This window comes from Guyparkeria halophila (assembly GCF_034479635.1).
Taxonomy (GTDB): Bacteria; Pseudomonadota; Gammaproteobacteria; order Halothiobacillales; family Halothiobacillaceae; genus Guyparkeria; species Guyparkeria halophila.
Genome location: NZ_CP140153.1, coordinates 140,877 through 160,577 on the forward strand (window position 1 = coordinate 140,877; position 19,701 = coordinate 160,577).

Here is a 19,701-nt window from a genome sequence, read left to right on the forward strand (position 1 = left end):
CGAGCGTGGTCAGTCCTTTTGCTTGCGTGGTCGCTGCCAGCCGGCGATCGCCTTCTGCCGACTGCGCGCGATGGCCAGCTCGCCCTCGCCCACGTCGCGGGTGATCGTCGATCCGGCGCCGATGGTGGCATCGCTGCCCACGCGGACCGGGGCAACCAGCTGCGTGGCCGAACCCACGAACACCCGGTCCCCGATCTCGGTGACGTGCTTGTTCGCGCCGTCGTAGTTGCAGGTGATGGTGCCGGCGCCGAGATTGCTGTCATCGCCGACGCGGGCATCGCCCACGTAGGACAGGTGGTTGACCTTGGACCGCTCACCGATGCGCGCGGCCTTGATCTCGACGAAGTTGCCGATCCTGGCCGCCGAGTCGAGTGCCGCGCCGGGACGCAGACGCGCATAGGGGCCGATGGCGTTGTCACCCGCGGCCACCACGCCGTCGACGTGACTGAAGGCCTCCACCGTCGATCCGGCGCCGATCTCGCAGTCGCGCAGGACACAATGCGGGCCCACGCGGACATTGTCCCCCAGGCGCACATCGCCCTCGAACACGCAGCCGACGTCGATCGACACATCCCGGCCACAGTCGAGTGAGCCGCGGATGTCGATGCGTGCCGTGTCGGCCAGGCTCGTGCCGGCCAGCGCCAACGCCTCGGCCTGGCGCTGCTGGTAGACCCGCTCCAGGCGGGACAGGGCGAGTCGGTCGTTGACCCCCGTCACCGCCCAGGCATCCTCGGCGATCACCGCCTCGACCGACTTGTCCTCGGCCGCGGCCATCTCGATGATGTCGGTCAGGTACAACTCGCCCTGGGCATTACCGGATTCGAGTCGATCCAGCCACGCGACCAGGTCGCCGTAGCGCGCCATCAGGATGCCGGTATTGACCTCCCGGACCTGGCGTTCCGCTTCGTTCGCATCCTTCTGCTCGACGATGCGCAGGACGCGCCCGCTGTCGTCCCGCAGGATGCGCCCATAGCCGGTCGGGTCGTCCATGTGCACGGTCAGCAGGGACACGACCGCAGACGAGCCAATCAGGCGCTCGAGCAGACCGGCACCCAGCAGCGGCACGTCGGCATACAGGACCAGCACCCGATCGTCCGCCCCGGCCCGCAATCCGTCGATCCCGATCTGAACCGCGTGGCCGGTGCCGTTTTGCTCGTCTTGCCACACCCAGGCCACCTGCCGCTCCGCCTCGGCGTCACGCACCGCCTCGCCCTGGTGACCGATCACCACGCGTATCGAGGCCGGCTGCAGCGCCGCCGCCGTGTCCAGGCAATGAGCGAGCATCGATCGGCCGGCAATCTCGTGCAGCACCTTTGGCCTGCTCGAACGCATGCGCGTGCCCTTGCCCGCGGCGAGAACCACCACGTGCAGCTGACCGGTTGCCGAATCCTTCATCACTTATTCACCTATCGTTTCTTGCCGACGCCACGGTCGATGCAAACAAAAAAGGAGCCCGAAGGCCCCTTTTCAACACGTCTGCCGACGCGTCGCCTTAGTGGCGACCACCGGCGGAACGCATGGACTTGATCCACTTGAGGCGTTCTTCCGCCTCGACCATGATCATATCGGCCGAGGTGAAGTCGAGCTGCCCGCGCTGCTCGTACTCCTGAACGTACTCCTCCTCTTCGCCCATGCGGGCTTCGAGCTCGTTGGGATCCAGGTTCTTCGCGTCCTCTTCCGTCAGCGCCCAGTCAGCGATGATGCTGACCACGTGGGGCTGGACTTCGACCACGCCAAAACCGACGAAATAGCGCACGATCGAGCCATCGTCCTGATGCACGCGGACTTCGCCCGGGCGCAGTACCGACAGCGTCTGCGTGTGACGGGCAGTGACGCCCATTTCACCGGCTTCGGTCGGGATGGAGACGAACGTCGCCATCCCGCTGAAGATCGGCTTCTCCATGCTGACGATGTCGACTCGGGTAGTCATAGCCATTGTCGACCTCCGTTATCAGGCCTTCTCAGCCATCTTGTTGGCCTTCTCGACGACTTCGTCGATGGTGCCAACCATGTAGAACGCCTGCTCCGGCAGGTGGTCGTATTCGCCGGCCACGATGCCCTTGAATGCGCGGATCGTTTCCTTGAGCGGAACGTAGCGACCCGGCGCACCGGTGAACACCTCGGCGACGAAGAACGGCTGCGACATGAAGCGCTGGATCTTGCGAGCACGCGATACCACCGCCTTGTCGTCGTCGGACAGCTCGTCCATGCCGAGGATGGCGATGATGTCCTTGAGCTCCTTGTAGCGCTGCAGGGTGGTCTGCACGCCGCGAGCGGTGTTGTAGTGCTCTTCACCGACAACCTGCGGGTCGAGCTGGCGGCTGGTGGAGTCCAGCGGGTCGATCGCCGGGTAGATACCCATGGCGGCGATGTCACGTGCCAGTACGACGGTGGCGTCGAGGTGGGCGAAGGTGGTCGCCGGAGCCGGGTCGGTCAGGTCATCCGCCGGTACGTAGACCGCCTGGACGGAGGTGATCGAACCCGTCTTGGTGGAGGTGATGCGCTCCTGCAGGACGCCCATCTCCTCGGCCAGCGTCGGCTGGTAGCCCACCGCGGCCGGCATACGGCCCAGCAGTGCGGAAACCTCGGTGCCCGCCAGGGTGTAACGGTAGATGTTGTCGATGAACATCAGGACGTCACGGCCCTCGTCACGGAAGTACTCGGCCATGGTCAGGCCGGTCAGCGCGACGCGCAGACGGTTGCCCGGCGGCTCGTTCATCTGGCCGTAGACCAGGGCGACCTTGTCGAGGACGTTGGAGCCCTTCATCTCGTAGTAGAAGTCGTTGCCCTCACGGGTACGCTCACCTACGCCGGCAAATACCGAGTAGCCGCTGTGCTCGACCGCGATGTTGCGGATCAGCTCCATCATGTTGACGGTCTTGCCCACGCCGGCGCCGCCGAACAGGCCGACCTTGCCGCCTTTCGCGAACGGGCAGAGCAGATCGATGACCTTGACGCCGGTCTCCAGCAGCTCGGTGCCCGCGGCCTGCTCGTCGAAGCTGGGCGCCTTGCGGTGGATGGACCACTTCTCTTCGGTCTCGACCTCGCCGGCCTCGTCGATCGGCTCACCCAGGACGTCCATGATGCGACCCAGCGTGCCTTTGCCGACCGGAACCGAAATCGGCTTGCCGGTGTTGCTCACGGCCAGGCCGCGCTTGAGACCGTCGGAGGTGCCCATGGCGATGCCACGAACGATACCGTCACCGATCTGCTGTTGAACCTCGATCACCAGACCGTTCTCGTCAACGCGCAGCGCGTCGTAGACGGAAGGCACCTGGTCATGCGGAAATTCGACGTCGATCACCGCCCCGATGATCTCGACAATTTTTCCAGAACTCATGTGTGTTCCTCTTTCAATTCGAAAAATGGGTTGGCGCCGTCGTCACACGGCGGCTGCGCCGGACACGATCTCGGAGATTTCCTGAGTGATCGCCGCCTGACGCGCCTTGTTGTACTGCTGCTTCAGGTCGCCGATCATGTCATTGGCGTTGTCGGACGCGTTCTTCATTGCGATCCGGCGTGCCGCCATTTCACAGGCCACGTTCTCGACGGTGGCCGACACGATCTGACCCGCGAGGTACCGCTTGAGCACCGCATCCAGGACGATCTCCGAGTCCGGCTCGTAGATGTAGTCCCAGTGATGCTTGAGGCTCTCGTCCTCCTGGTACTGCAAGGGCGCGATCTGCTTGACGGTCGGGTCCTGGGTCATCGAGTTGACGAACCCGTTGTGGGCCAGATCGATGCGGTCCACGTCGCCGTTTTCGAACGCGGCGAGTGCCGCATTGATCGCCTTGCGCATCGCCGCGTAGCTCGGCTTGTCGCCCAGCCCCGTCACGGAGGTCAGGATGTTGCCCCCGTAACGGCGAAAGAAGGCGCGGCCCTTGCTGCCGATCGGGATGACGTCGACCTCGACACCATTTTTCTCGTATTCCCGAATCTTGTCGGTCGTGCGCTTGAGCAGGTTGACGTTCAGCCCGCCGCACAGGCCCCGATCCGTGGTGACCACGATCATGAGAACGCGCTTGACCTCACGCTCGACCATCAGGGGATGGCGGTACTCAGGATGCGCGTTGGTGATGTGACCCACTACCTCGAGAAATTTCTCGGCGTAGGGACGGGTCGCCTCCATCGCTTCCTGGGCGCGCCGCATCTTGGATGCGGCCACCATTTCCATCGCCTTGGTGATCTTGCGCGTGTTCTGGACGCTCTTGATCTTGGTGCGAATCTCTTTGCCTACGGCCATGATCTCGCCCCCCGGTTAATAGACGCCTTTGGCCTTGAAGTCCTCGACGACCTTTTTCAGCTCGGCGGCGATTTCATCGCTGTAGTTGCCCTCGTCACCGATCTTCTTCGCCAGCTCGCCGGCGTTGTCGGCGGCAAAGGCATGCAGAGCGGCTTCGAAGTCATTGACCTTCTCGACCGGCACGTCATCGAGGAAACCCTCGTTGGCCGCGGTCAGCGACAGCGCCATCTCGGTGACCGACAGCGGCTTGTACTGCGGCTGCTTCATCAGCTCGGTGACGCGCTTGCCGCGCTCCAGCTGCTTGCGGGTCGCCTCGTCGAGATCGGAAGCGAACTGCGAGAACGCCGCCAGCTCACGGTACTGAGCCAGGTCGGTACGGATACCGCCGGCCAGCTTCTTGACCGCCTTGGTCTGGGCCGAGCCACCCACACGCGATACCGAGATACCCGGGTTGATCGCCGGGCGGATGCCGGAGTTGAACAGGTCGGTCTCGAGGAAGATCTGACCGTCGGTGATCGAGATCACGTTGGTCGGAACGAACGCGGAGACGTCACCGCCCTGGGTCTCGATGATCGGCAGCGCGGTCAGCGAGCCGGTCTGGCCCTTGACTTCACCGTTGGTGAACTTCTCGACGTAGTCCTCGTTGACGCGCGATGCACGCTCCAGGAGACGCGAATGCAGGTAGAAGATGTCACCCGGGTAGGCTTCGCGGCCCGGCGGACGACGCAGCAGCAGGGAGATCTGGCGGTACGCCCAGGCCTGCTTGGTCAGGTCGTCGTACACGATCAGCGAATCCATGCCGCGGTCGCGGAAGTACTCGCCCATGGTGCAGCCGGCGTAGGCGGCCAGGTACTGCATGGCAGCCGGATCGGAAGCGCCGGCGGACACGACGATGGTGTATTCCAGTGCGCCGTGCTTCTCGAGCTCGCGAACCACGTTGGCGACGGTCGAGGCCTTCTGGCCCATCGCGACGTAAACGCAGTAAACGCCCTTGCCCTTCTGGTTGATGATGGTGTCGATCGCCACCGCGGTCTTGCCGGTCTGGCGGTCGCCGATGATCAGCTCACGCTGACCACGACCGATCGGCACCATCGAGTCGATGGCCTTGATACCGGTGAGGATCGGCTGATCGACGCCCTGACGCTCGATAACGCCCGGTGCGATCTTTTCGATCGGCGCGGTGGTCTCGGCGTTCAGCTCGCCGCGACCGTCGATCGGCTGACCGAGGGTGTTGACGACGCGACCCAGCAGTTCCTTGCCGATCGGCACTTCCAGGATGCGCTGGGTGCACTTGACCTGGTCGCCTTCGTTGAGGTGCTCGTAGCCACCCAGGACGACGGCGCCGACGGAGTCACGCTCGAGGTTCATGGCCACGGCGAACGAGCCGCCCGGCAACTCGAGCATTTCGCCGAGCATCGCCTCGCTCAGGCCGTGGATTTTGATGATGCCGTCGCCCACCGAGACGATGGTGCCGACGGTTTGCGCTTCCGCGCCGGCATCGAAGTTTTCGATGCGCTCTTTAATCAGACTGCTGATTTCAGACGGGTTGATCATGGAAGATCTCCTTAGCGACTCATTTGTACGGCAAGATGCTCGAGCTCTCCGCGCATCGATCCGTCGATGACCAGGTCACCGGCGCGAACGATCGCGCCGCCGATGAGGTCTTCGTCGACGGTAGTTTCGAGCTCTACGGTGCGATCGAGTCGCTTGCCGAGCGCTGTTTTGATTTGGTTCGACTGCTCGTCGGTCAGAGGCTTGGCCGAGACGACGGAGGCCACGATGCGGCGCTCCGCTTCGGCACGCAGCTTCTCGAATTCCGCGGCCACTTCCGGCAGCAGGTCGAGGCGGTCGCGTTCGCCGAGCAGACGCACGAGATTGAGCGCCTTCTCGTCGACCGAGTCCTCGACCACCTTGATGAAGCCGGCGAGCCGATCGGCACGGGAGCGAGCCTCGTCGCCCAGAAACGCGACCATATCGGCGTTCTGCGCGACGGCAGACAGCCCGGCAAGCGTCTCGGACCAGTGCTTGGCCTGCGCCTTGTCGGCACAGAGGTCATGCACTGCCTTGGCGTACGAGATGGCGACTGTGGTGTGGTCAGACATGGGGCCTCCGCTAGTCCTAGATCCGAGCGATCAGATCTGAGATCGCGGATTCGTGGTCCTTGTCCGTCACCTCGCGCTTGAGGATGCGCTCGGCACCGGTGGCAGCCACGTCGGCAACCTGGGAGCGGAGCTCTTCCTTGGCGCGATTGACCTCGCGGTCGATCTCGGCGTTGGCCTGGGCGACGATGCGCTCGGCCTCGGTCTTGGCGTTGTTACGCGCCTCTTCCAGGATCTGGTTCGAACGAGAATTCGCCTGAGCGATGATGTCGTTCGCCTTGTCCTTGGCCTCGCGCAGCAGCTCGGTCGAGCGCTCCTGGGCCAGTTTCAGCTCGTGCTTGCCACGCTCGGAAGCGGACAGGCCGTCAGCAATCTTCTTGCGACGCGCTTCCATGAGGGCAGAAAGCGGCGCCCACAGGTATTTGTTGACCAGCCAGATCATCAGCACGAAGGCGATCAGCTGAGCAAGCAGTGTGATCGAAATACTCACAATGTCCCCTCGCGTAAATACGGATTGGGTTTCCGGTCAGCATGAAGCGGCGGATCGAACCGCCGCCCATGCCGAATCGATGTCACGAAGGACGCGACTTAGAGAGCGCCAATCGCGGCGGTCAGGGCACCGACGAACGGGTTGGCGAACAGGAACCACATCGCGAACGCGAGGATGATGAACGGGAAGGACTCCATCAGACCGGCGAAGATGAACATGTTGGTCATCAGCTGCGGACGCATTTCCGGCTGACGCGCGATGCCCTCGAGGGTCTTGGAACAGATCAGGCCCCAGCCGATGGCCGAACCGAGGCCGGCGGCAGCGAGGATCACACCAACGCCAACTGCGGTGTAGGCATAGATGGTAGCGAGCATATCGGGGGTCATAGCTTCTTCTCCTAATCAGAAAAACAAAGGGTCAAAGGAAACTCGGGTCGGTGTCTCAGTGTTCGTCCAGGGTATGCGCCATACCGATATAGACGATGGTGAGCACCATGAAGATGAAGGCCTGCAGCGTGATCACCAGGATGTGGAAGGCAATCCACGCCATGTCGAGCACCACCTGCAGCGGGAACCAGATCAGCAGGCTGGCACTGATGGTCGCACCCAGGGTCAGCAGGGCGATCAGCAGGAAGACCAGCTCACCGGCGAACATGTTGCCGAACAGACGCAGCGCGAGGCTGATCGGCTTGGCGAGCTCGTCGATGGTGGTCATCACGATGTTGATCGGGATCAGGAACTTGCCGAAGGGGTGGAACAGGAACATCTTGATGTACCCACCCAGGCCCTTCACCTTGATGCTGTAGTAGATCGTGAGTGCAAACACGAACAGCGCCATGGCAAGCGTGGTGTTCAGATCGGTGGTCGGCACCACCTTGAGGTATTCGACACCCAGGCCGGAAGCGATCGCCGGCAGCAGGTCGACGGGAATCAGGTCCATGAAGTTCATGAGCCAGACCCACAGCAGGATCGTCAGCGCCAGCGGGGCGATGATCTTCGGTGCCCGGCTGCCGAACGAGTCACGAATTTGCTCATCCACGAACTCCAGGATGCCCTCGGCGGCATTCTGGAGACCGTTGGGTGTCTCCGCACGCAGGCCACGACCGATGCGCATGGCGACGAACACGATCAGCGCCCCCAGCAGGACGCTGAAGAACAGCGTGTCGATGTTCAGCTGCCAGAAGCCCTCGCCAACAGAGAGGTTGGTCAGGTGATGCTGGATATATTCAACCGGGCTGCCGCCCGCATTCTCCGTAGCCACTGTCTCTAACTCCTCAAGCTTGAAATCAATCTGTTGTCTGGTCGGTCGGACGTCCCGAATCCTGACCGCGGGCCGCGAGGACGCCGGCGATCATGGCGACCACGAAGGCCCCGACCATGAATCGCGCGTCCAGCTTCAGCAGCCCCAGTCCGACCGCCATCAGGGCGAGCAGTGCGACAAACCGCACCGCCGCCCCGAGATACATCGTGTTCATGCTCTGCTGCGGCGACTCCACCGCTAGCTCGGTCGCCCGCGCCATCGCTCGACGGAGCATCCAGGCCAGCAGCATCGCTACCGCCACCCCACCGGCAGCCGACAACGCCGCGTGCGGCGAATGCAGCAAAGCCCCACCGACGGCCAGCGCCAGGACGATCAGCTGGATCGTCACCACACGCCGCCCGCGGCGGGTGATCGCTTCGGCCATGCGACTCATGAGCGATCCGAATCCCGCGGTTCGTCATCCCGGCCGGTGGCCAGCAACGCCTTCTTCGCATTGCGCATGCCGGCGATGAAACCGAGGGCCCCGAGGATCAGCATGAAGATCGGCGCCGTCTCCAGCCAACTGTCCAGCATGAAGCCGAGAAAAAGTCCGGCAATGACGCTGGAGGCAAACATGTTCCCGGCGCCCACCTGGAGCAGCCCCTTGAAGCGCGCACTCCAGTAACCGCCCTGACCCTTCTGGTCTGTGCCGGCGGGCGTCTTGTCGGGATCGTTCATGTTCGGGGCCCAAAAATTGGCGGTCAGTGTAGCGATTCGCTCATCCAACGACAAGCAATGATGCCTTGGCTGGCTATGAGTCGGGCGCCTGCAGCGGGGCCACTGACATCGCACTGGTTCCACGCGCCACGTGAACCCAAGGCCGGGGTCAGTCCACCTCGGGGCGTCCGCCCTCAGCGCGGCCGACCAGGCGCTCGATCAGGCCGTCAAGCTGGTCGAGGCTGTCGAAAGCCAGAACCACGCGCCCCTTACCGCGGCGATTGGCCTGGATGGTGACGGCCGTGCCGAGCGCCTCGCCCAGGCGCCGCTCGAGGGCGCGGGCATCCGGGTCATCGTCGTCCTCGGGGGCGGGGGTGGCCGCCTTCAGGTAGCGGCCGACCATGGATTCGACCTGTCGCACGGTCAGCGTACGCGAGACCACCTTGTCGGCAATACCGGCCTGTTCCTTTTTCGGCAGGACGGCGAGGCTGCGGGCGTGGCCGGCCTCGATCTTGCGCTCGCGCAGCAGCTTCTGCACCGGGGCGGCCAGCTCCAGCAGCCGCAGAGCGTTGCTCACCGCCGGGCGCGACACACCCAGCACGTCGGCAACCTGCTGGTGGGTCAGCTCGAACTCCTTGACCAGCCGCTGCATTGCCTGGGCCTGCTCGATCGCATCGAGATCCTCGCGCTGGAGGTTCTCGATCAGCGCCATGGCGGCCGCCTGGTTGTCATCAATCTCGCGCACGACGGCCGGGATGTGATCGAGGCCCGCCTTCTGCGCCGCGCGCCAGCGCCGTTCGCCGGCAATCAGTTCGTACTCACCGGAACGGCGGCGCACCACCACCGGCTGGATCACGCCCTGGGCGCGAATGGAATCGGCCAACTCGGTCAGGGCGGCCTCGTCGAAACGGGTGCGCGGCTGGAACGGATTGGGGCGGATCAGATCGACCGCCAGTTCACGCAGCTGCGCGCCGGCTTGCTCGGCGGGACGCTCCGCAGTGCCCAGCAGGGCATCCAGACCGCGCCCCAATCCCTTGCGTTTCGTGCTCATGCCATCAGCCTCTGTGTCCCGATTCGTCACGACCGGGAGCCCCTTGGCGCAGGGCGGCCGGCTTGCCGAGCTTGCCGCGCTTGCGCGCCCGCTTGATCAGTTCGCGGGCCACGTCGGCATGCGCCTCGGCGCCGCTGGAGCTCTTGTCGTAGAACATGGCCGGCAGGCCGTGGCTGGGCGCCTCGGCCAGCCGCACGTTGCGCGGCACCAGCGCATCGAAGACACGGTCGCCGAAGTGCTGGCGCAACTGCCCGCTCACGTCCTGCGCGAGTCGGTTGCGCGCATCATACAGTGTGCGCAGCACCCCCGCGATGCCGAGGTCCGGGTTGAGCGCGACCCGCACCTGTTCGATCGTATCCAGCAGGGCGGAGAGACCTTCCAGGGCAAAATATTCGCACTGCACGGGGATCAGCACGTCATCGGCCGCGGCCAGACTGTTGATCGTGAGGGTATTCAGGGCCGGCGGGCAGTCGATCAGGACGAAGTCGTAGTCGTCGACCAGCGGGGCGAGCGCTTGGCGCAGCTTGGTCTCGCGGCCGATGCGCGTGACCAGCTGGAATTCGGTACCGGCCAGATCGATGGTCGCGGGCAGCAGGTCGAAGCCGCCCGGGTCGGTGGGCAATAGCGCCTCGGCCACGCCGATCTCCTCGAGCAGCACCTGTCCAACGTGACGCTCGACCGAATGCTTGTCGAAGCCCGAGCTGACGGTGGCGTTGCCCTGCGGGTCCATGTCGACCAACAGCACGCGGCGGCCGAATGCCTGCAGGGCCGCGGCCAGATTGACCGCCGTGGTGGTCTTGCCAACGCCGCCCTTCTGGTTGGTGATCGCCAGCACCCAGCTCATGCGACCGCCTCCCGATCGATCACCAGCAGGTGGCGTTCGGCATCGAGATCGGGGACAGCCAGCGCATGCCGGGCGGTGACGACAAACCCATCCGGCAGGGCGTCGAGCTCCTGCCGATCGAGCCGGCCCTTCATGGCATACAGGCGCCCGCCATCGGCGAGCAGCGGGGCGCCGAGCCGGACGAAATCGGCCAGTGCGGCAAACGCGCGCGAGATCACGCAGTCGAACCGGTCGGCCGGATCGAGCTGCTCGACGCGTTCACGGCGTACGGTGACGTTGCCCAGCCCCAGCTCGCGCTGGGCGGCCATGGCGAAACGCGTCATCTTGAGATTGGAGTCGACCAAGGTGACCTCACTGTCGGGGCGACAAACCGCCAAGATCATACCCGGTATGCCCGGACCACTGCCAATGTCGAGCAGACGCGGACAGGCGGGCAGGTGGGGAAGCACCGCCAATGAGTCGAGCAGGTGACGGGTGACCATCGACTCGAGGTCGCGCACCGCGGTGAGGTTGTAGGCACGATTCCAGCGAGCAAGCAGTTCGAGATAGTCGATCAGTCGCCGCCCGACGGCCGGCTCGAGCGCGAGCCCGAGACGATCCGTGCCGTCGAGCAGTCGCCGTTCGAGCCGTTCGCGTTGCTCGCCGGATAGCGCCGCGGGCATGCGGTCAGGCCGACCGGGCCAGCTGGCCGCGGCGCTTGAGGTGCACCAGCAGCAGGGAAACGGCGGCCGGGGTCACGCCCGGAATGCGCGCCGCCTGGCCGACCGTGGCCGGGCGCTGGGCCGCGAGCTTGTCACGCACCTCGTTCGACAACCCCGGGATCTCGGCGTAGTCGATATCCACCGGGATCGCCTCCTGCTCCTGCTTGACCGAGCGGGCGACCTCGTCACGCTGCCGGTCGATGTAGCCGGCGTACTTGGCCTCGATCTCGAGCTGCTCGATTACCGCCGGGGCGGGCATGGCCTCGGGCGCCAGCTCGTCGACCGCAGCGATCTTGGCGTAGTCGAGCTCCGGACGACGCAGCAGATCGAGCGCGGTGACATTGCGCGAGACCGAGCCGTCGAGCTTGTCGGCGGCCGGATGGCCCGGATGGACCCAGATCTCCTTGAGGCGGCCGCGCTCGGCCTCGATCGCCTCCATCTTCTCGTTGAAGGCACGCCAGCGGCGCTCGTCGACCAGGCCCAGCTCGCGGCCGATCGCGGTCAGGCGCTGGTCGGCATTGTCCTCGCGCAGCATCAGGCGGTATTCCGCCCGGCTGGTGAACATGCGATAGGGCTCGAGCGTGCCCTGGGTGGTCAGGTCGTCGACCAACACGCCCAGATACGCCTGGTCGCGACGCAGGGTGAGCGGGTCGCGGTCGAGCACGCGCGCGGCGGCATTGGCACCGGCCATCAGCCCTTGGGCAGCCGCCTCCTCGTAACCGGTGGTGCCGTTGATCTGCCCGGCGAAGAACAACCCCTCGATCCCGCGGGTCTCGAGCGTGGGCTTGAGTCCGCGCGGATCGAAGAAGTCGTACTCGATCGCGTAGCCCGGCCGGGTGATGTGCGCGTTCTCGAAACCGCGGATCGAACGGACCAGCTCCAGCTGCACGTCGAAGGGCAGGCTGGTGGAGATGCCGTTGGGGTAGACCTCGTGGGTATCCAGCCCCTCGGGCTCGACGAAAATCTGGTGCGAGTTCTTGTCGGCGAAACGATGGATCTTGTCCTCGATCGACGGGCAGTAGCGCGGGCCGATGCCCTCGATATTGCCGGTGAACATCGGCGAGCGGTCCAGCCCGCCGCGGATGATCTCGTGGGTGCGCTCGTTGGTGTGCGTAATAAAGCACTCGACCTGACGCGGGTGCTCCTCGGGCGAGCCGAGGAAGGAGAACACCGGCGTGGGCGTGTCGCCCGGCTGGGCCTGCATCACCGAAAAGTCGAGGCTGCGACCGTCGAGGCGCGGCGGGGTGCCGGTCTTCAGGCGCGCCACACCCAGGTCGAGCGAGCGCAGTGTGTCGGCCAGCTTCTTGGCCGGCGGATCGCCGGCACGGCCGCCTTCCGAGCGCTCCAGCCCGACGTGAATCTGGCCGGCCAAAAAGGTGCCGGCGGTCAGCACCACCGACCCCCCAAAGAACTCGATCCCACCGGCGGTACGCACGCCGACGACCCGCTCGCCGTCGAGGATCAGGTCATCGACACCTTGCTGGAACAGGGTCAGGTGCGGCTGGTTCTCCAGCATGTGGCGCACGGCGGCCTTATAGCGCACGCGGTCGGCCTGGGCGCGGGTGGCGCGCACGGCCGGCCCCTTGCGGGCGTTGAGGATGCGGAACTGGATGCCGCCCAGATCGGCGGCATGGCCCATCGCGCCGCCGAGCGCGTCGATCTCCTTGACCAGATGGCCCTTGCCGATCCCGCCGATGGCCGGATTGCAGCTCATCTGGCCGAGGGTCTCGATGTTGTGGGTGACCAGCAGGGTCTCCACGCCCATGCGAGCGGAAGCCAGCGCCGCCTCGGTGCCGGCATGGCCGCCGCCGATGACGATCACGGGGAATCGATCTGGATAACGCATGGGAACCTCCTGCCGGCAATTCGGCTGACAACCCCGGGGCCAAAAATGGGCGCGGCAGTATAACGGAAACCGCTGTCAAATCCAGCAGTTATCGCCCGCCATCATGCCGCGCCGACCACCGCCGGATCACCGCGTTCGAAGGCCCGGCGCAAGCGGCTCACCCCACCACGAAACGCGCGGGCATCGAAACCGGCGCGCTGCATCCGCTCGGCGAGCAGGGGCGCATTCGCGCCGCGCAGACAGTAGAGCAGGTAGGGGCGATCCTTCGGCAGCGACTCGAATCGGCGCGCCAGTTGGTCGGGCGGGTAATTGGTCGCGCCGGGCAGGTGCCAGTCGGAAAAACGCCGCGGCGGCTGGCAGTCGATGACCTGCGCATCCGCCGGGATCACATCGGCCAGCACGTCGGGCTCGGTGAGGTCCTCCGCCGTCAACGCGGCGAGATCGACCTCTCGCGCCTCGGCGACCGCCTGCTCGAGCAGAGCGTGATCGAGCGCCGCCTCCTCGCGATCGATCCGCCCCCGCCGCGACGAGACCAGCGGCTTGCTGTTCGACAGGGCGCAGAATTCCGGGACGCCTTCACAGAGCTGGTAGGTGCCGATCCGCCGGGCGAGCGTCATGATCTCGCTCTTGTCGAAGCCGATCAGCGGACGCAGCACCGGCAGTCCGCTGGCCGGATCGATGCTGTTGAGGTTCGACAGCGTCTGCGAGGAGACCTGCGAGAGCGTCTCGCCGGTGACCAGCGCCTGGGCGCCGGTGCGGCGGGCAATGGCTTCGCCGGCGCGATACATCAACCGCTTGAGCACGACTTGCCAGACCTCGCCCGGCAACCGCTCGCGCATGTCGGCGACTACCGGCAGGAAATCCACCACGTACAGGCGGGGCCGGTCGCCAGCCGCCCAGTCGACGGCCAGCCGGTGGGCGATGCGCGCCACCATGTTCTCGTGGGTCGCCCCGCCGAGGTTGCAGAAGACGTAGTCGTTACCCACCCCGCGGCGCATCGTGTACCAGGCGGCCACCGCCGAGTCGAAACCGCCGGACATCAGGGTCACCGCGCGATCCTGCACCCCCAGCGGCACCCCACCCGGTCCCGGTTGGCGCCGTGTGAAGACCCAGGCGCCTGCCTCGACCAGGTCGATCTCGACCCGCACATCGGGCCGATCGAGATTGACCGTCCCGAAGGGATTGAGGGCCGCGCCCACCTGGCATTCGACCTCGCGGGTGGAGATATGGGCGCCGCCGTGGCGCTTGCAGCGCACGGCGTAGCTTCGCCCGCGCACGGCCTCGGCAAAGCGCGCCCGCGCCACCTCGACCAGTGCCGCCACGGTCGGCTCGACCACGGCCTCCACCGGCGAGTAGGACGCCACGCCGAAGACGCGCTCCAACCGCTCGGCGGCGGCCTCACGCTCCCGGGTAAACAACAGCAGTCGTCCCTGGTCGACGCGCAGCTCGTGCGGCACCCCGTCGAGGGCCGCGCGCAGGTTGTTCATCAGGATGTTGCGAAAGCGACGCCGCGTCGGCGTCGACTTGAGCTGCATTTCCGGGGCGGGCCGGACGATGATCAGTTCGGGCCAGTCGGGTTTGGTCATAGCGGGCAAGGGAATCGGAACAGGTGAAACTAGGAGCCGCCCCGCTTGCGTCGCGGGGCGCGATCACTGGAGACGACAACGGCTGCGAAGCGCTCGGCGCAAGAGCCCATCCGGATGCTTTTGGCCCGGATACTTTTGGCCCGGATGCGCCATGAATCCGCGTGATGATCCCTCATGCGATCAAGAGACCGGCGAGGGCGCGCGGGTTTCATGAAACCGGCGGGCTAGACGTCGCCGAGCGCCTCCTGCATGAAGGGCGGGATGGCCAGCAACCCGCGGTGCAACTCGGTGCGGTAAAAGCGGGTGGCGACACCGGCGGCCAGCGGACGAATCTCGTCGAGCGGACCCGTCTTGCGCGCCAGGGTGCCGGTGATCGAGCCGCCGGGGTAGACCGGCTGCGGGAACAGCAGCGAACGGCGCTCGGCAAAGCCCGCCGCCTTCATCGCGCGGTGGTAATCGAGCATCAGCGGCATGTGATAGAACGGCGATTCGCTCTGGCCGACCATGATGCCGTCCTCGCGCAGCACACGCTGGCAGTCGGCGAGGAATGCCGGGCCGAACAGGCCGGTGCCGGGACCGATCGGGTCGGTGGAATCGACGATGATCACATCGACGCTCTCGGCCGGGGCGTTGCGCATCCAGGCCACGCCGTCCTCGAAGCGCAGCGAGGCGCGTGGGTCGTCGTTATGGGCGGTCAGCTCGGGGAAGAAGCGCTCGGCGGCCCGGGTAACCGCCTCGTCGATGTCGATCTGCACCACCGACTCGACCTCCGCGTGCTTGAGCACCTCGGTCAGCGTGCCGCAATCGCCGCCACCGATGATCACCACGTTGCGGGGATGCGCGTGGGTCTGCAGCGCCGGATGCGACATCATCTCGTGGTAGACGAAGTTCTCCAGCGACGAGAGCATCATCACCCCGTCGAGCAGCATCAGGTTGCCCCACTGCTCGGTGCGCCAGACCTCGAGGTGCTGGTAGGGCGTCTGCTCGTCGAGCAGTTTTTCGGTTGCGCGGATACCGAAGCGCGCCCCCATCTCCTCGACCGTCTCGTAGACCCACTCGTCGTGCTTGCCGGACATGACCCCCTCCCGTGATTCGCCTCGCCCCGACCCGACTCGGGGCCTCAGGCATGAGGCAAATGTGACAGAATACCAGCCGCGAGCCCCCGCGTGACGGATGACATCCGGCCTATACCCCGCCGGATCGGTTTCACGCCGGCCCGCCATCTCGAATAACGACACACAACCAACACGGAACCTATCCCACCCATGAAAAACTGGCAGGACTCTCGACTTACCGCCTTTATCGTCACCCTCGGACTCGCCGTCATCGGCGCGTTGGCCATCGGCCAGATCTACGACTACATCGACCAGCGGCTGCTGCAGTTTCTCGCCTCGGCGGCCGTCATCCTGATCATCTCCCTGCTGGCCGGCTGGCTCGCGCCCCGTTCCACCAAGCCCGGCCTGCGCCCCAAGGAAGTCGCGGTGGAACACGAACCGGTCCGCGAGACCGGCAAGGTCAAGTGGTTCAACGTAGACAAGGGGTTCGGCTTTATCATTCGCGACAACGGCGAAGACCTGTTCGTCCACTTCCGCGCCATCAGCGACGGCGGCGCCTCACGCCTCAACGAAGGCCAGCAGGTCGAATACCAGATCGGTCAGGGCCGCAAGGGTCCGCAGGCCGAAGAGGTCGTCATTCTCGACTGACGGCATCACCCTCGGCCGGGCCGCCCAGCGACTCGCAACAGCCCGGCAGGGTCTCCCGAATCGATTGCGCCAGCACCTGGAGCGCTTGCGGCCGGGAAAAGCGCCGGCGGCTGGCCAGCGCGATGTCCCGGGTGGGCGTATCGCTGGCAAACGGCAGGTAGCGCACCAGGGCCTGTGTGCCCTCGTCCTGCGCCCAGGTCGAAGCGCAGGGCAGCACGGTGATCCCCGCGCCACTGGCGACCATCATGCGCATGGTTTCCAGTGAGCCACCCTCCAGCGTGCGCTGCAGGCGCCCGAACGCCCGGCCGTCGTTACAGCGCGGACAGACACCCAGCACCTGGTCGCGAAAGCAGTGCCCCTGGCCGAGCAGCAGCAAGTCGTGCTCGGCCAGCTGGTCAGGCTCGATCGCCTCCTGGTCGGCCAGGGGGTGGCCGACCGGCACCGCCACCGTGAACGGCTCCCGGTAGACCGGCTCGACCGTCACGCCCGGCGCCTCGAACGGCAGGGACAGCACCACCACGTCCACTTCGCCGTGCTCGAGCTGTTCGCCCAGGTCGGCGGTCAGCCCCTCCGTGATCTCGATCGGCATCCGCGGGGCCAGCTGATGCAACCGGCCGATCAGGCGAGGCAGGAGATAGGGACCGACCGTGTGGATCAGCCCCACCCGCAGCGGGGCGGCCAGGGGGTCACGCCGGGTGTGGGCCAACTCCTCGAGGCGCTCCATCTCGGCGAGCACCCGCCCGGCCTGCTCGATGATCGCGCGACCCTCGGGGGTAACCTGCACCTCGGAGCGGCTGGCGCGCTCGAAGATCTGCACGCCGAGCGCAGATTCCAGCCGCTTGACCCCGACGCTCAGGGTGGGCTGGCTGACGAAACAGCGCGCAGCGGCACGGCCGAAATGCCGCTCGCGAGCAACGGCGACCACGTAGCGGAGCTCGGTCAAAGAAGCCATGGGAAGCGGGTTCCTTTTGCGTGATCGGGACGGCCGGGCCATACTCCGGGTGTTCGGCACGCCCGACCGGGCTATCGGGCAGCAGAATAGCACCACGAGGAGCGGTCGCTTGAAAAGCGGCGTCAAGGGATTAACAATTGCCCGACAGGCATTAACAGTCACTGATATTTAGGAGTCATGCCGTGAGCGACAACATCGTCTACGTATCCGACGCGGATTTCGAAGCCCAGGTCATCAACAGCGACACGCCCGTGCTGGTCGACTTTTGGGCCGAATGGTGCGGACCCTGCAAGATGATCTCGCCGATTCTCGACGAGGTCGCCGACGACTACGCCGGCAAGCTCAAGATCGCCAAGGTCAACATCGACGAGAACCCGGAAACCCCGCGCCAGAACGGCATCCGTGGCATTCCGACCCTGATGCTGTTCAAGGGCGGCAAGGTCGAGGGCACCAAGGTCGGCGCCGTATCCAAGTCGCAGCTGACCGACTTCATCGACTCGGCCCTGTAAGCACCGGGGACACGGAAACCGACCTCAATCTTCGCCGGCCGGGCCCAACCGGTTTGGCAAGTGGTCGGTTCTGTGCCAGAATCCCCGCCAATCAAGGGACTGCCGAACGTCATCCGTCCCGCTCTGCCCGCCCTGAGGTCTTACCGGCCCACCGGCTGCAAGCCACTTGGATACGTTCAGCGGCTCTCTGAGACGACACACCCCTTCTGTCGTCCGGCCACACCTCGGTGGCCTACCGATCTCAGCATTTGATTTCTCCTTTCGACATCCCGTTGATTTTCCATCTGTGGCCCGCCGCGGTCCCCACGACGAATCCATCCGAATGAATCTAACCGAACTCAAGAGCAAGCCCGTTCCGGAACTCATGGATCTGGCCCAGTCGATGGGGCTGGAAAACATCGCCCGGACCCGCAAGCAGGACGTCATCTTCGCCCTGCTCAAGGCCCACGCGAAAACCGGCGAGTCGATCCACGGCGACGGCGTGCTGGAAATCCTCTCGGACGGGTTCGGCTTTCTGCGCAGTTCCGACGGCTCCTATCTTGCCGGGCCGGCCGACATCTACGTCTCGCCCTCGCAGATCCGCCGCTTCAACCTGCAGACCGGCGACTCCATTAGCGGCTCGATCCGCCCGCCCAAGGACAACGAACGCTACTTCGCGCTCTTGAAGATCGAGAAGATCAATTTCGAGAAGCCCGAGGCCTCGAAGACCAAGATCCTGTTTGGGGATCTCACGCCGCTGCACGCCGAACAGCGCATGCGCATGGAGCGCGGCAACGGCTCGACCGAGGACCTGACCGCTCGGATCATCGACATCGTCTCGCCCATCGGCAAGGGCCAGCGCGGCCTGATCGTCGCCCCGCCCAAGGCCGGCAAGACCATGCTGCTGCAGAACATCGCGCAGAGCATTGCCCACAATCATCCCGAGTGTGACCTGATCGTGCTGCTGATCGACGAGCGGCCCGAGGAAGTCACCGAGATGCAGCGCACCGTGCGCGGCGAGGTGGTGGCCTCGACCTTCGACGAGCCGGCACCGCGCCATGTACAGGTCGCCGAGATGGTGATCGAGAAGGCCAAGCGCCTGGTCGAGCACAAGCGCGACGTGGTCATCCTGCTCGATTCGATCACCCGCCTGGCGCGCGCCTACAACACCGTGGTCCCGTCCTCGGGCAAGGTGCTGACCGGTGGTGTCGACGCCAACGCCCTGCACCGCCCCAAGCGCTTCTTCGGTGCCGCGCGCAACGTCGAGGAGGGCGGCAGCCTGACCATCCTCGCCACCGCGCTGGTCGACACTGGCTCGAAGATGGACGAAGTGATCTACGAGGAATTCAAGGGCACCGGCAACATGGAGCTCCACCTCGATCGGCGCATCGCGGAAAAGCGCACCTACCCCGCGATCAATATCAACCGCTCCGGCACCCGCCGCGAGGAACTGCTCACGGATGCCGAAGAACTGCAGAAGATGTGGATCCTCAGGAAGTTCCTGCACCCGATGGGCGAGCTCGAGGCGGTGGAGTTCCTGCTCGACAAGCTGCAGCAGACCAAGACCAACAACGAGTTCTACGACTCGATGCGCCGCGGCTGAGTCCGGCGCGCGGCAGACGAAAACCCCGGCCTTTGCCGGGGTTTTTTGTACCGAACGCCTTGTCCGAGCTCCTTGCCGGCTGCGGCCGTTTATCGGCTGACCGCCTATCATGATGATGGGAAACCAGCACAGGGAGAAT

General features: G+C 65.4%; 21 protein-coding genes. 3 read left to right on the forward strand and 18 right to left on the reverse strand.

Annotation, left to right across the window (positions count from 1 at the left end):
* Positions 1 to 9 precede the first annotated feature (9 nt).
* From glmU to speE, 17 genes are all read right to left on the reverse strand, one after another.
* Positions 10 to 1,395, reverse strand: a complete 1,386-nt coding sequence (gene glmU / locus SR882_RS00605; protein WP_322521425.1) for a bifunctional UDP-N-acetylglucosamine diphosphorylase/glucosamine-1-phosphate N-acetyltransferase GlmU — start codon at positions 1,393 to 1,395, stop codon at positions 10 to 12.
* Positions 1,396 to 1,492: 97 nt separating this feature from the next.
* The gene (gene atpC / locus SR882_RS00610; RefSeq protein ID WP_322521426.1) at positions 1,493 to 1,936 is read right to left on the reverse strand and encodes an ATP synthase F1 subunit epsilon; all 444 of its coding nucleotides are present in this window, start codon (positions 1,934 to 1,936) and stop codon (positions 1,493 to 1,495) included.
* A gap of 15 nt (positions 1,937 to 1,951) precedes the next feature.
* Positions 1,952 to 3,340, reverse strand: a complete 1,389-nt coding sequence (gene atpD, locus SR882_RS00615) for a F0F1 ATP synthase subunit beta (RefSeq protein WP_322521427.1) — start codon at positions 3,338 to 3,340, stop codon at positions 1,952 to 1,954.
* Between the two features lie 42 nt (positions 3,341 to 3,382).
* Positions 3,383 to 4,243, reverse strand: a complete 861-nt coding sequence (gene atpG, locus SR882_RS00620; protein WP_322521428.1) for a F0F1 ATP synthase subunit gamma — start codon at positions 4,241 to 4,243, stop codon at positions 3,383 to 3,385.
* A gap of 15 nt (positions 4,244 to 4,258) precedes the next feature.
* Complete coding sequence (gene atpA / locus SR882_RS00625; RefSeq protein ID WP_322521429.1) at positions 4,259 to 5,797, reverse strand: F0F1 ATP synthase subunit alpha; 1,539 nt, start codon at positions 5,795 to 5,797, stop codon at positions 4,259 to 4,261.
* Between the two features lie 11 nt (positions 5,798 to 5,808).
* Positions 5,809 to 6,345 (reverse strand): F0F1 ATP synthase subunit delta, encoded by a 537-nt coding sequence (locus SR882_RS00630; RefSeq protein WP_322521430.1) that lies wholly within the window; start codon positions 6,343 to 6,345, stop codon positions 5,809 to 5,811.
* A 16-nt stretch (positions 6,346 to 6,361) separates the two neighbouring features.
* Positions 6,362 to 6,832, reverse strand: coding sequence for a F0F1 ATP synthase subunit B (locus tag SR882_RS00635; protein WP_322521431.1), 471 nt, complete (start codon positions 6,830 to 6,832; stop codon positions 6,362 to 6,364).
* Between the two features lie 98 nt (positions 6,833 to 6,930).
* Positions 6,931 to 7,218, reverse strand: coding sequence for a F0F1 ATP synthase subunit C (gene atpE, locus SR882_RS00640; RefSeq protein ID WP_125198247.1), 288 nt, complete (start codon positions 7,216 to 7,218; stop codon positions 6,931 to 6,933).
* A 55-nt stretch (positions 7,219 to 7,273) separates the two neighbouring features.
* Positions 7,274 to 8,092 (reverse strand): F0F1 ATP synthase subunit A, encoded by an 819-nt coding sequence (gene atpB / locus SR882_RS00645; protein ID WP_322521432.1) that lies wholly within the window; start codon positions 8,090 to 8,092, stop codon positions 7,274 to 7,276.
* Positions 8,093 to 8,117: 25 nt separating this feature from the next.
* Positions 8,118 to 8,525: an ATP synthase subunit I gene (locus tag SR882_RS00650; protein ID WP_322521433.1), complete on the reverse strand. Its 408-nt coding sequence runs from the start codon at positions 8,523 to 8,525 to the stop codon at positions 8,118 to 8,120.
* Positions 8,522 to 8,809, reverse strand: a complete 288-nt coding sequence (locus SR882_RS00655) for an AtpZ/AtpI family protein (RefSeq protein ID WP_322521434.1) — start codon at positions 8,807 to 8,809, stop codon at positions 8,522 to 8,524. The genes SR882_RS00650 and SR882_RS00655 overlap by 4 nt, the downstream gene beginning before the upstream one ends.
* 148 nt (positions 8,810 to 8,957) lie before the next feature.
* Entirely contained in the window at positions 8,958 to 9,839 is an 882-nt protein-coding gene (locus tag SR882_RS00660) for a ParB/RepB/Spo0J family partition protein (RefSeq protein ID WP_322521435.1), read from the reverse strand.
* A gap of 4 nt (positions 9,840 to 9,843) precedes the next feature.
* Positions 9,844 to 10,683, reverse strand: coding sequence for a ParA family protein (locus SR882_RS00665; RefSeq protein ID WP_322521436.1), 840 nt, complete (start codon positions 10,681 to 10,683; stop codon positions 9,844 to 9,846).
* A complete protein-coding gene (gene rsmG, locus SR882_RS00670; RefSeq protein WP_322521437.1) occupies positions 10,680 to 11,345 on the reverse strand; it encodes a 16S rRNA (guanine(527)-N(7))-methyltransferase RsmG in 666 nt (221 codons plus the stop codon). The genes SR882_RS00665 and rsmG overlap by 4 nt, the downstream gene beginning before the upstream one ends.
* A 4-nt stretch (positions 11,346 to 11,349) precedes the next feature.
* Positions 11,350 to 13,230 carry a tRNA uridine-5-carboxymethylaminomethyl(34) synthesis enzyme MnmG gene (gene mnmG / locus SR882_RS00675; protein ID WP_322521438.1) on the reverse strand — a complete coding sequence of 627 codons (1,881 nt, stop codon included), beginning with the start codon at positions 13,228 to 13,230 and terminating at the stop codon, positions 11,350 to 11,352.
* A 101-nt stretch (positions 13,231 to 13,331) separates the two neighbouring features.
* Entirely contained in the window at positions 13,332 to 14,816 is a 1,485-nt protein-coding gene (locus SR882_RS00680; RefSeq protein WP_322521439.1) for a tRNA sulfurtransferase, read from the reverse strand.
* A 224-nt stretch (positions 14,817 to 15,040) separates the two neighbouring features.
* Positions 15,041 to 15,892 (reverse strand): polyamine aminopropyltransferase, encoded by an 852-nt coding sequence (gene speE / locus SR882_RS00685; RefSeq protein WP_322521440.1) that lies wholly within the window; start codon positions 15,890 to 15,892, stop codon positions 15,041 to 15,043.
* Positions 15,893 to 16,297: 405 nt separating this feature from the next.
* Between speE and SR882_RS00690 the strand changes: the two genes are divergently transcribed.
* The gene (locus SR882_RS00690; protein ID WP_322522369.1) at positions 16,298 to 16,519 is read left to right on the forward strand and encodes a cold-shock protein; all 222 of its coding nucleotides are present in this window, start codon (positions 16,298 to 16,300) and stop codon (positions 16,517 to 16,519) included.
* Here the strand turns inward: SR882_RS00690 and SR882_RS00695 are convergent.
* On the reverse strand, positions 16,506 to 17,471 hold the full coding sequence (locus SR882_RS00695; protein WP_322521441.1) for a hydrogen peroxide-inducible genes activator: 966 nt from the start codon (positions 17,469 to 17,471) through the stop codon (positions 16,506 to 16,508). The two genes, SR882_RS00690 and SR882_RS00695, sit on opposite strands and share 14 nt — an antisense overlap.
* A gap of 182 nt (positions 17,472 to 17,653) precedes the next feature.
* Here SR882_RS00695 and trxA point away from each other — a divergent pair, with 182 nt between their 5' ends.
* Positions 17,654 to 17,980, forward strand: a complete 327-nt coding sequence (gene trxA, locus SR882_RS00700) for a thioredoxin TrxA (RefSeq protein WP_125198259.1) — start codon at positions 17,654 to 17,656, stop codon at positions 17,978 to 17,980.
* Between the two features lie 322 nt (positions 17,981 to 18,302).
* Positions 18,303 to 19,562, forward strand: a complete 1,260-nt coding sequence (gene rho / locus SR882_RS00705) for a transcription termination factor Rho (protein ID WP_322521442.1) — start codon at positions 18,303 to 18,305, stop codon at positions 19,560 to 19,562.
* Positions 19,563 to 19,701: the final 139 nt, after the last annotated feature.

What these genes read in the sequence shown, in the direction of transcription:
- glmU (WP_322521425.1), bottom strand. Translation starts at nt 1,395, where the DNA reads ATGAAGGATTCGGCAACCGGTCAGCTGCACGTGGTGGTTCTCGCCGCG.
- atpC (WP_322521426.1), bottom strand. Translation starts at nt 1,936, where the DNA reads ATGGCTATGACTACCCGAGTCGACATCGTCAGCATGGAGAAGCCGATC.
- atpD (WP_322521427.1), bottom strand. Translation starts at nt 3,340, where the DNA reads ATGAGTTCTGGAAAAATTGTCGAGATCATCGGGGCGGTGATCGACGTC.
- atpG (WP_322521428.1), bottom strand. Translation starts at nt 4,243, where the DNA reads ATGGCCGTAGGCAAAGAGATTCGCACCAAGATCAAGAGCGTCCAGAAC.
- atpA (WP_322521429.1), bottom strand. Translation starts at nt 5,797, where the DNA reads ATGATCAACCCGTCTGAAATCAGCAGTCTGATTAAAGAGCGCATCGAA.
- SR882_RS00630 (WP_322521430.1), bottom strand. Translation starts at nt 6,345, where the DNA reads ATGTCTGACCACACCACAGTCGCCATCTCGTACGCCAAGGCAGTGCAT.
- atpE (WP_125198247.1), bottom strand. Translation starts at nt 7,218, where the DNA reads ATGACCCCCGATATGCTCGCTACCATCTATGCCTACACCGCAGTTGGC.
- SR882_RS00650 (WP_322521433.1), bottom strand. Translation starts at nt 8,525, where the DNA reads ATGAGTCGCATGGCCGAAGCGATCACCCGCCGCGGGCGGCGTGTGGTG.
- SR882_RS00655 (WP_322521434.1), bottom strand. Translation starts at nt 8,809, where the DNA reads ATGAACGATCCCGACAAGACGCCCGCCGGCACAGACCAGAAGGGTCAG.
- SR882_RS00660 (WP_322521435.1), bottom strand. Translation starts at nt 9,839, where the DNA reads ATGAGCACGAAACGCAAGGGATTGGGGCGCGGTCTGGATGCCCTGCTG.
- SR882_RS00665 (WP_322521436.1), bottom strand. Translation starts at nt 10,683, where the DNA reads ATGAGCTGGGTGCTGGCGATCACCAACCAGAAGGGCGGCGTTGGCAAG.
- rsmG (WP_322521437.1), bottom strand. Translation starts at nt 11,345, where the DNA reads ATGCCCGCGGCGCTATCCGGCGAGCAACGCGAACGGCTCGAACGGCGA.
- mnmG (WP_322521438.1), bottom strand. Translation starts at nt 13,230, where the DNA reads ATGCGTTATCCAGATCGATTCCCCGTGATCGTCATCGGCGGCGGCCAT.
- SR882_RS00680 (WP_322521439.1), bottom strand. Translation starts at nt 14,816, where the DNA reads ATGACCAAACCCGACTGGCCCGAACTGATCATCGTCCGGCCCGCCCCG.
- speE (WP_322521440.1), bottom strand. Translation starts at nt 15,892, where the DNA reads ATGTCCGGCAAGCACGACGAGTGGGTCTACGAGACGGTCGAGGAGATG.
- SR882_RS00695 (WP_322521441.1), bottom strand. Translation starts at nt 17,471, where the DNA reads ATGGCTTCTTTGACCGAGCTCCGCTACGTGGTCGCCGTTGCTCGCGAG.
- rho (WP_322521442.1), top strand. Translation starts at nt 18,303, where the DNA reads ATGAATCTAACCGAACTCAAGAGCAAGCCCGTTCCGGAACTCATGGAT.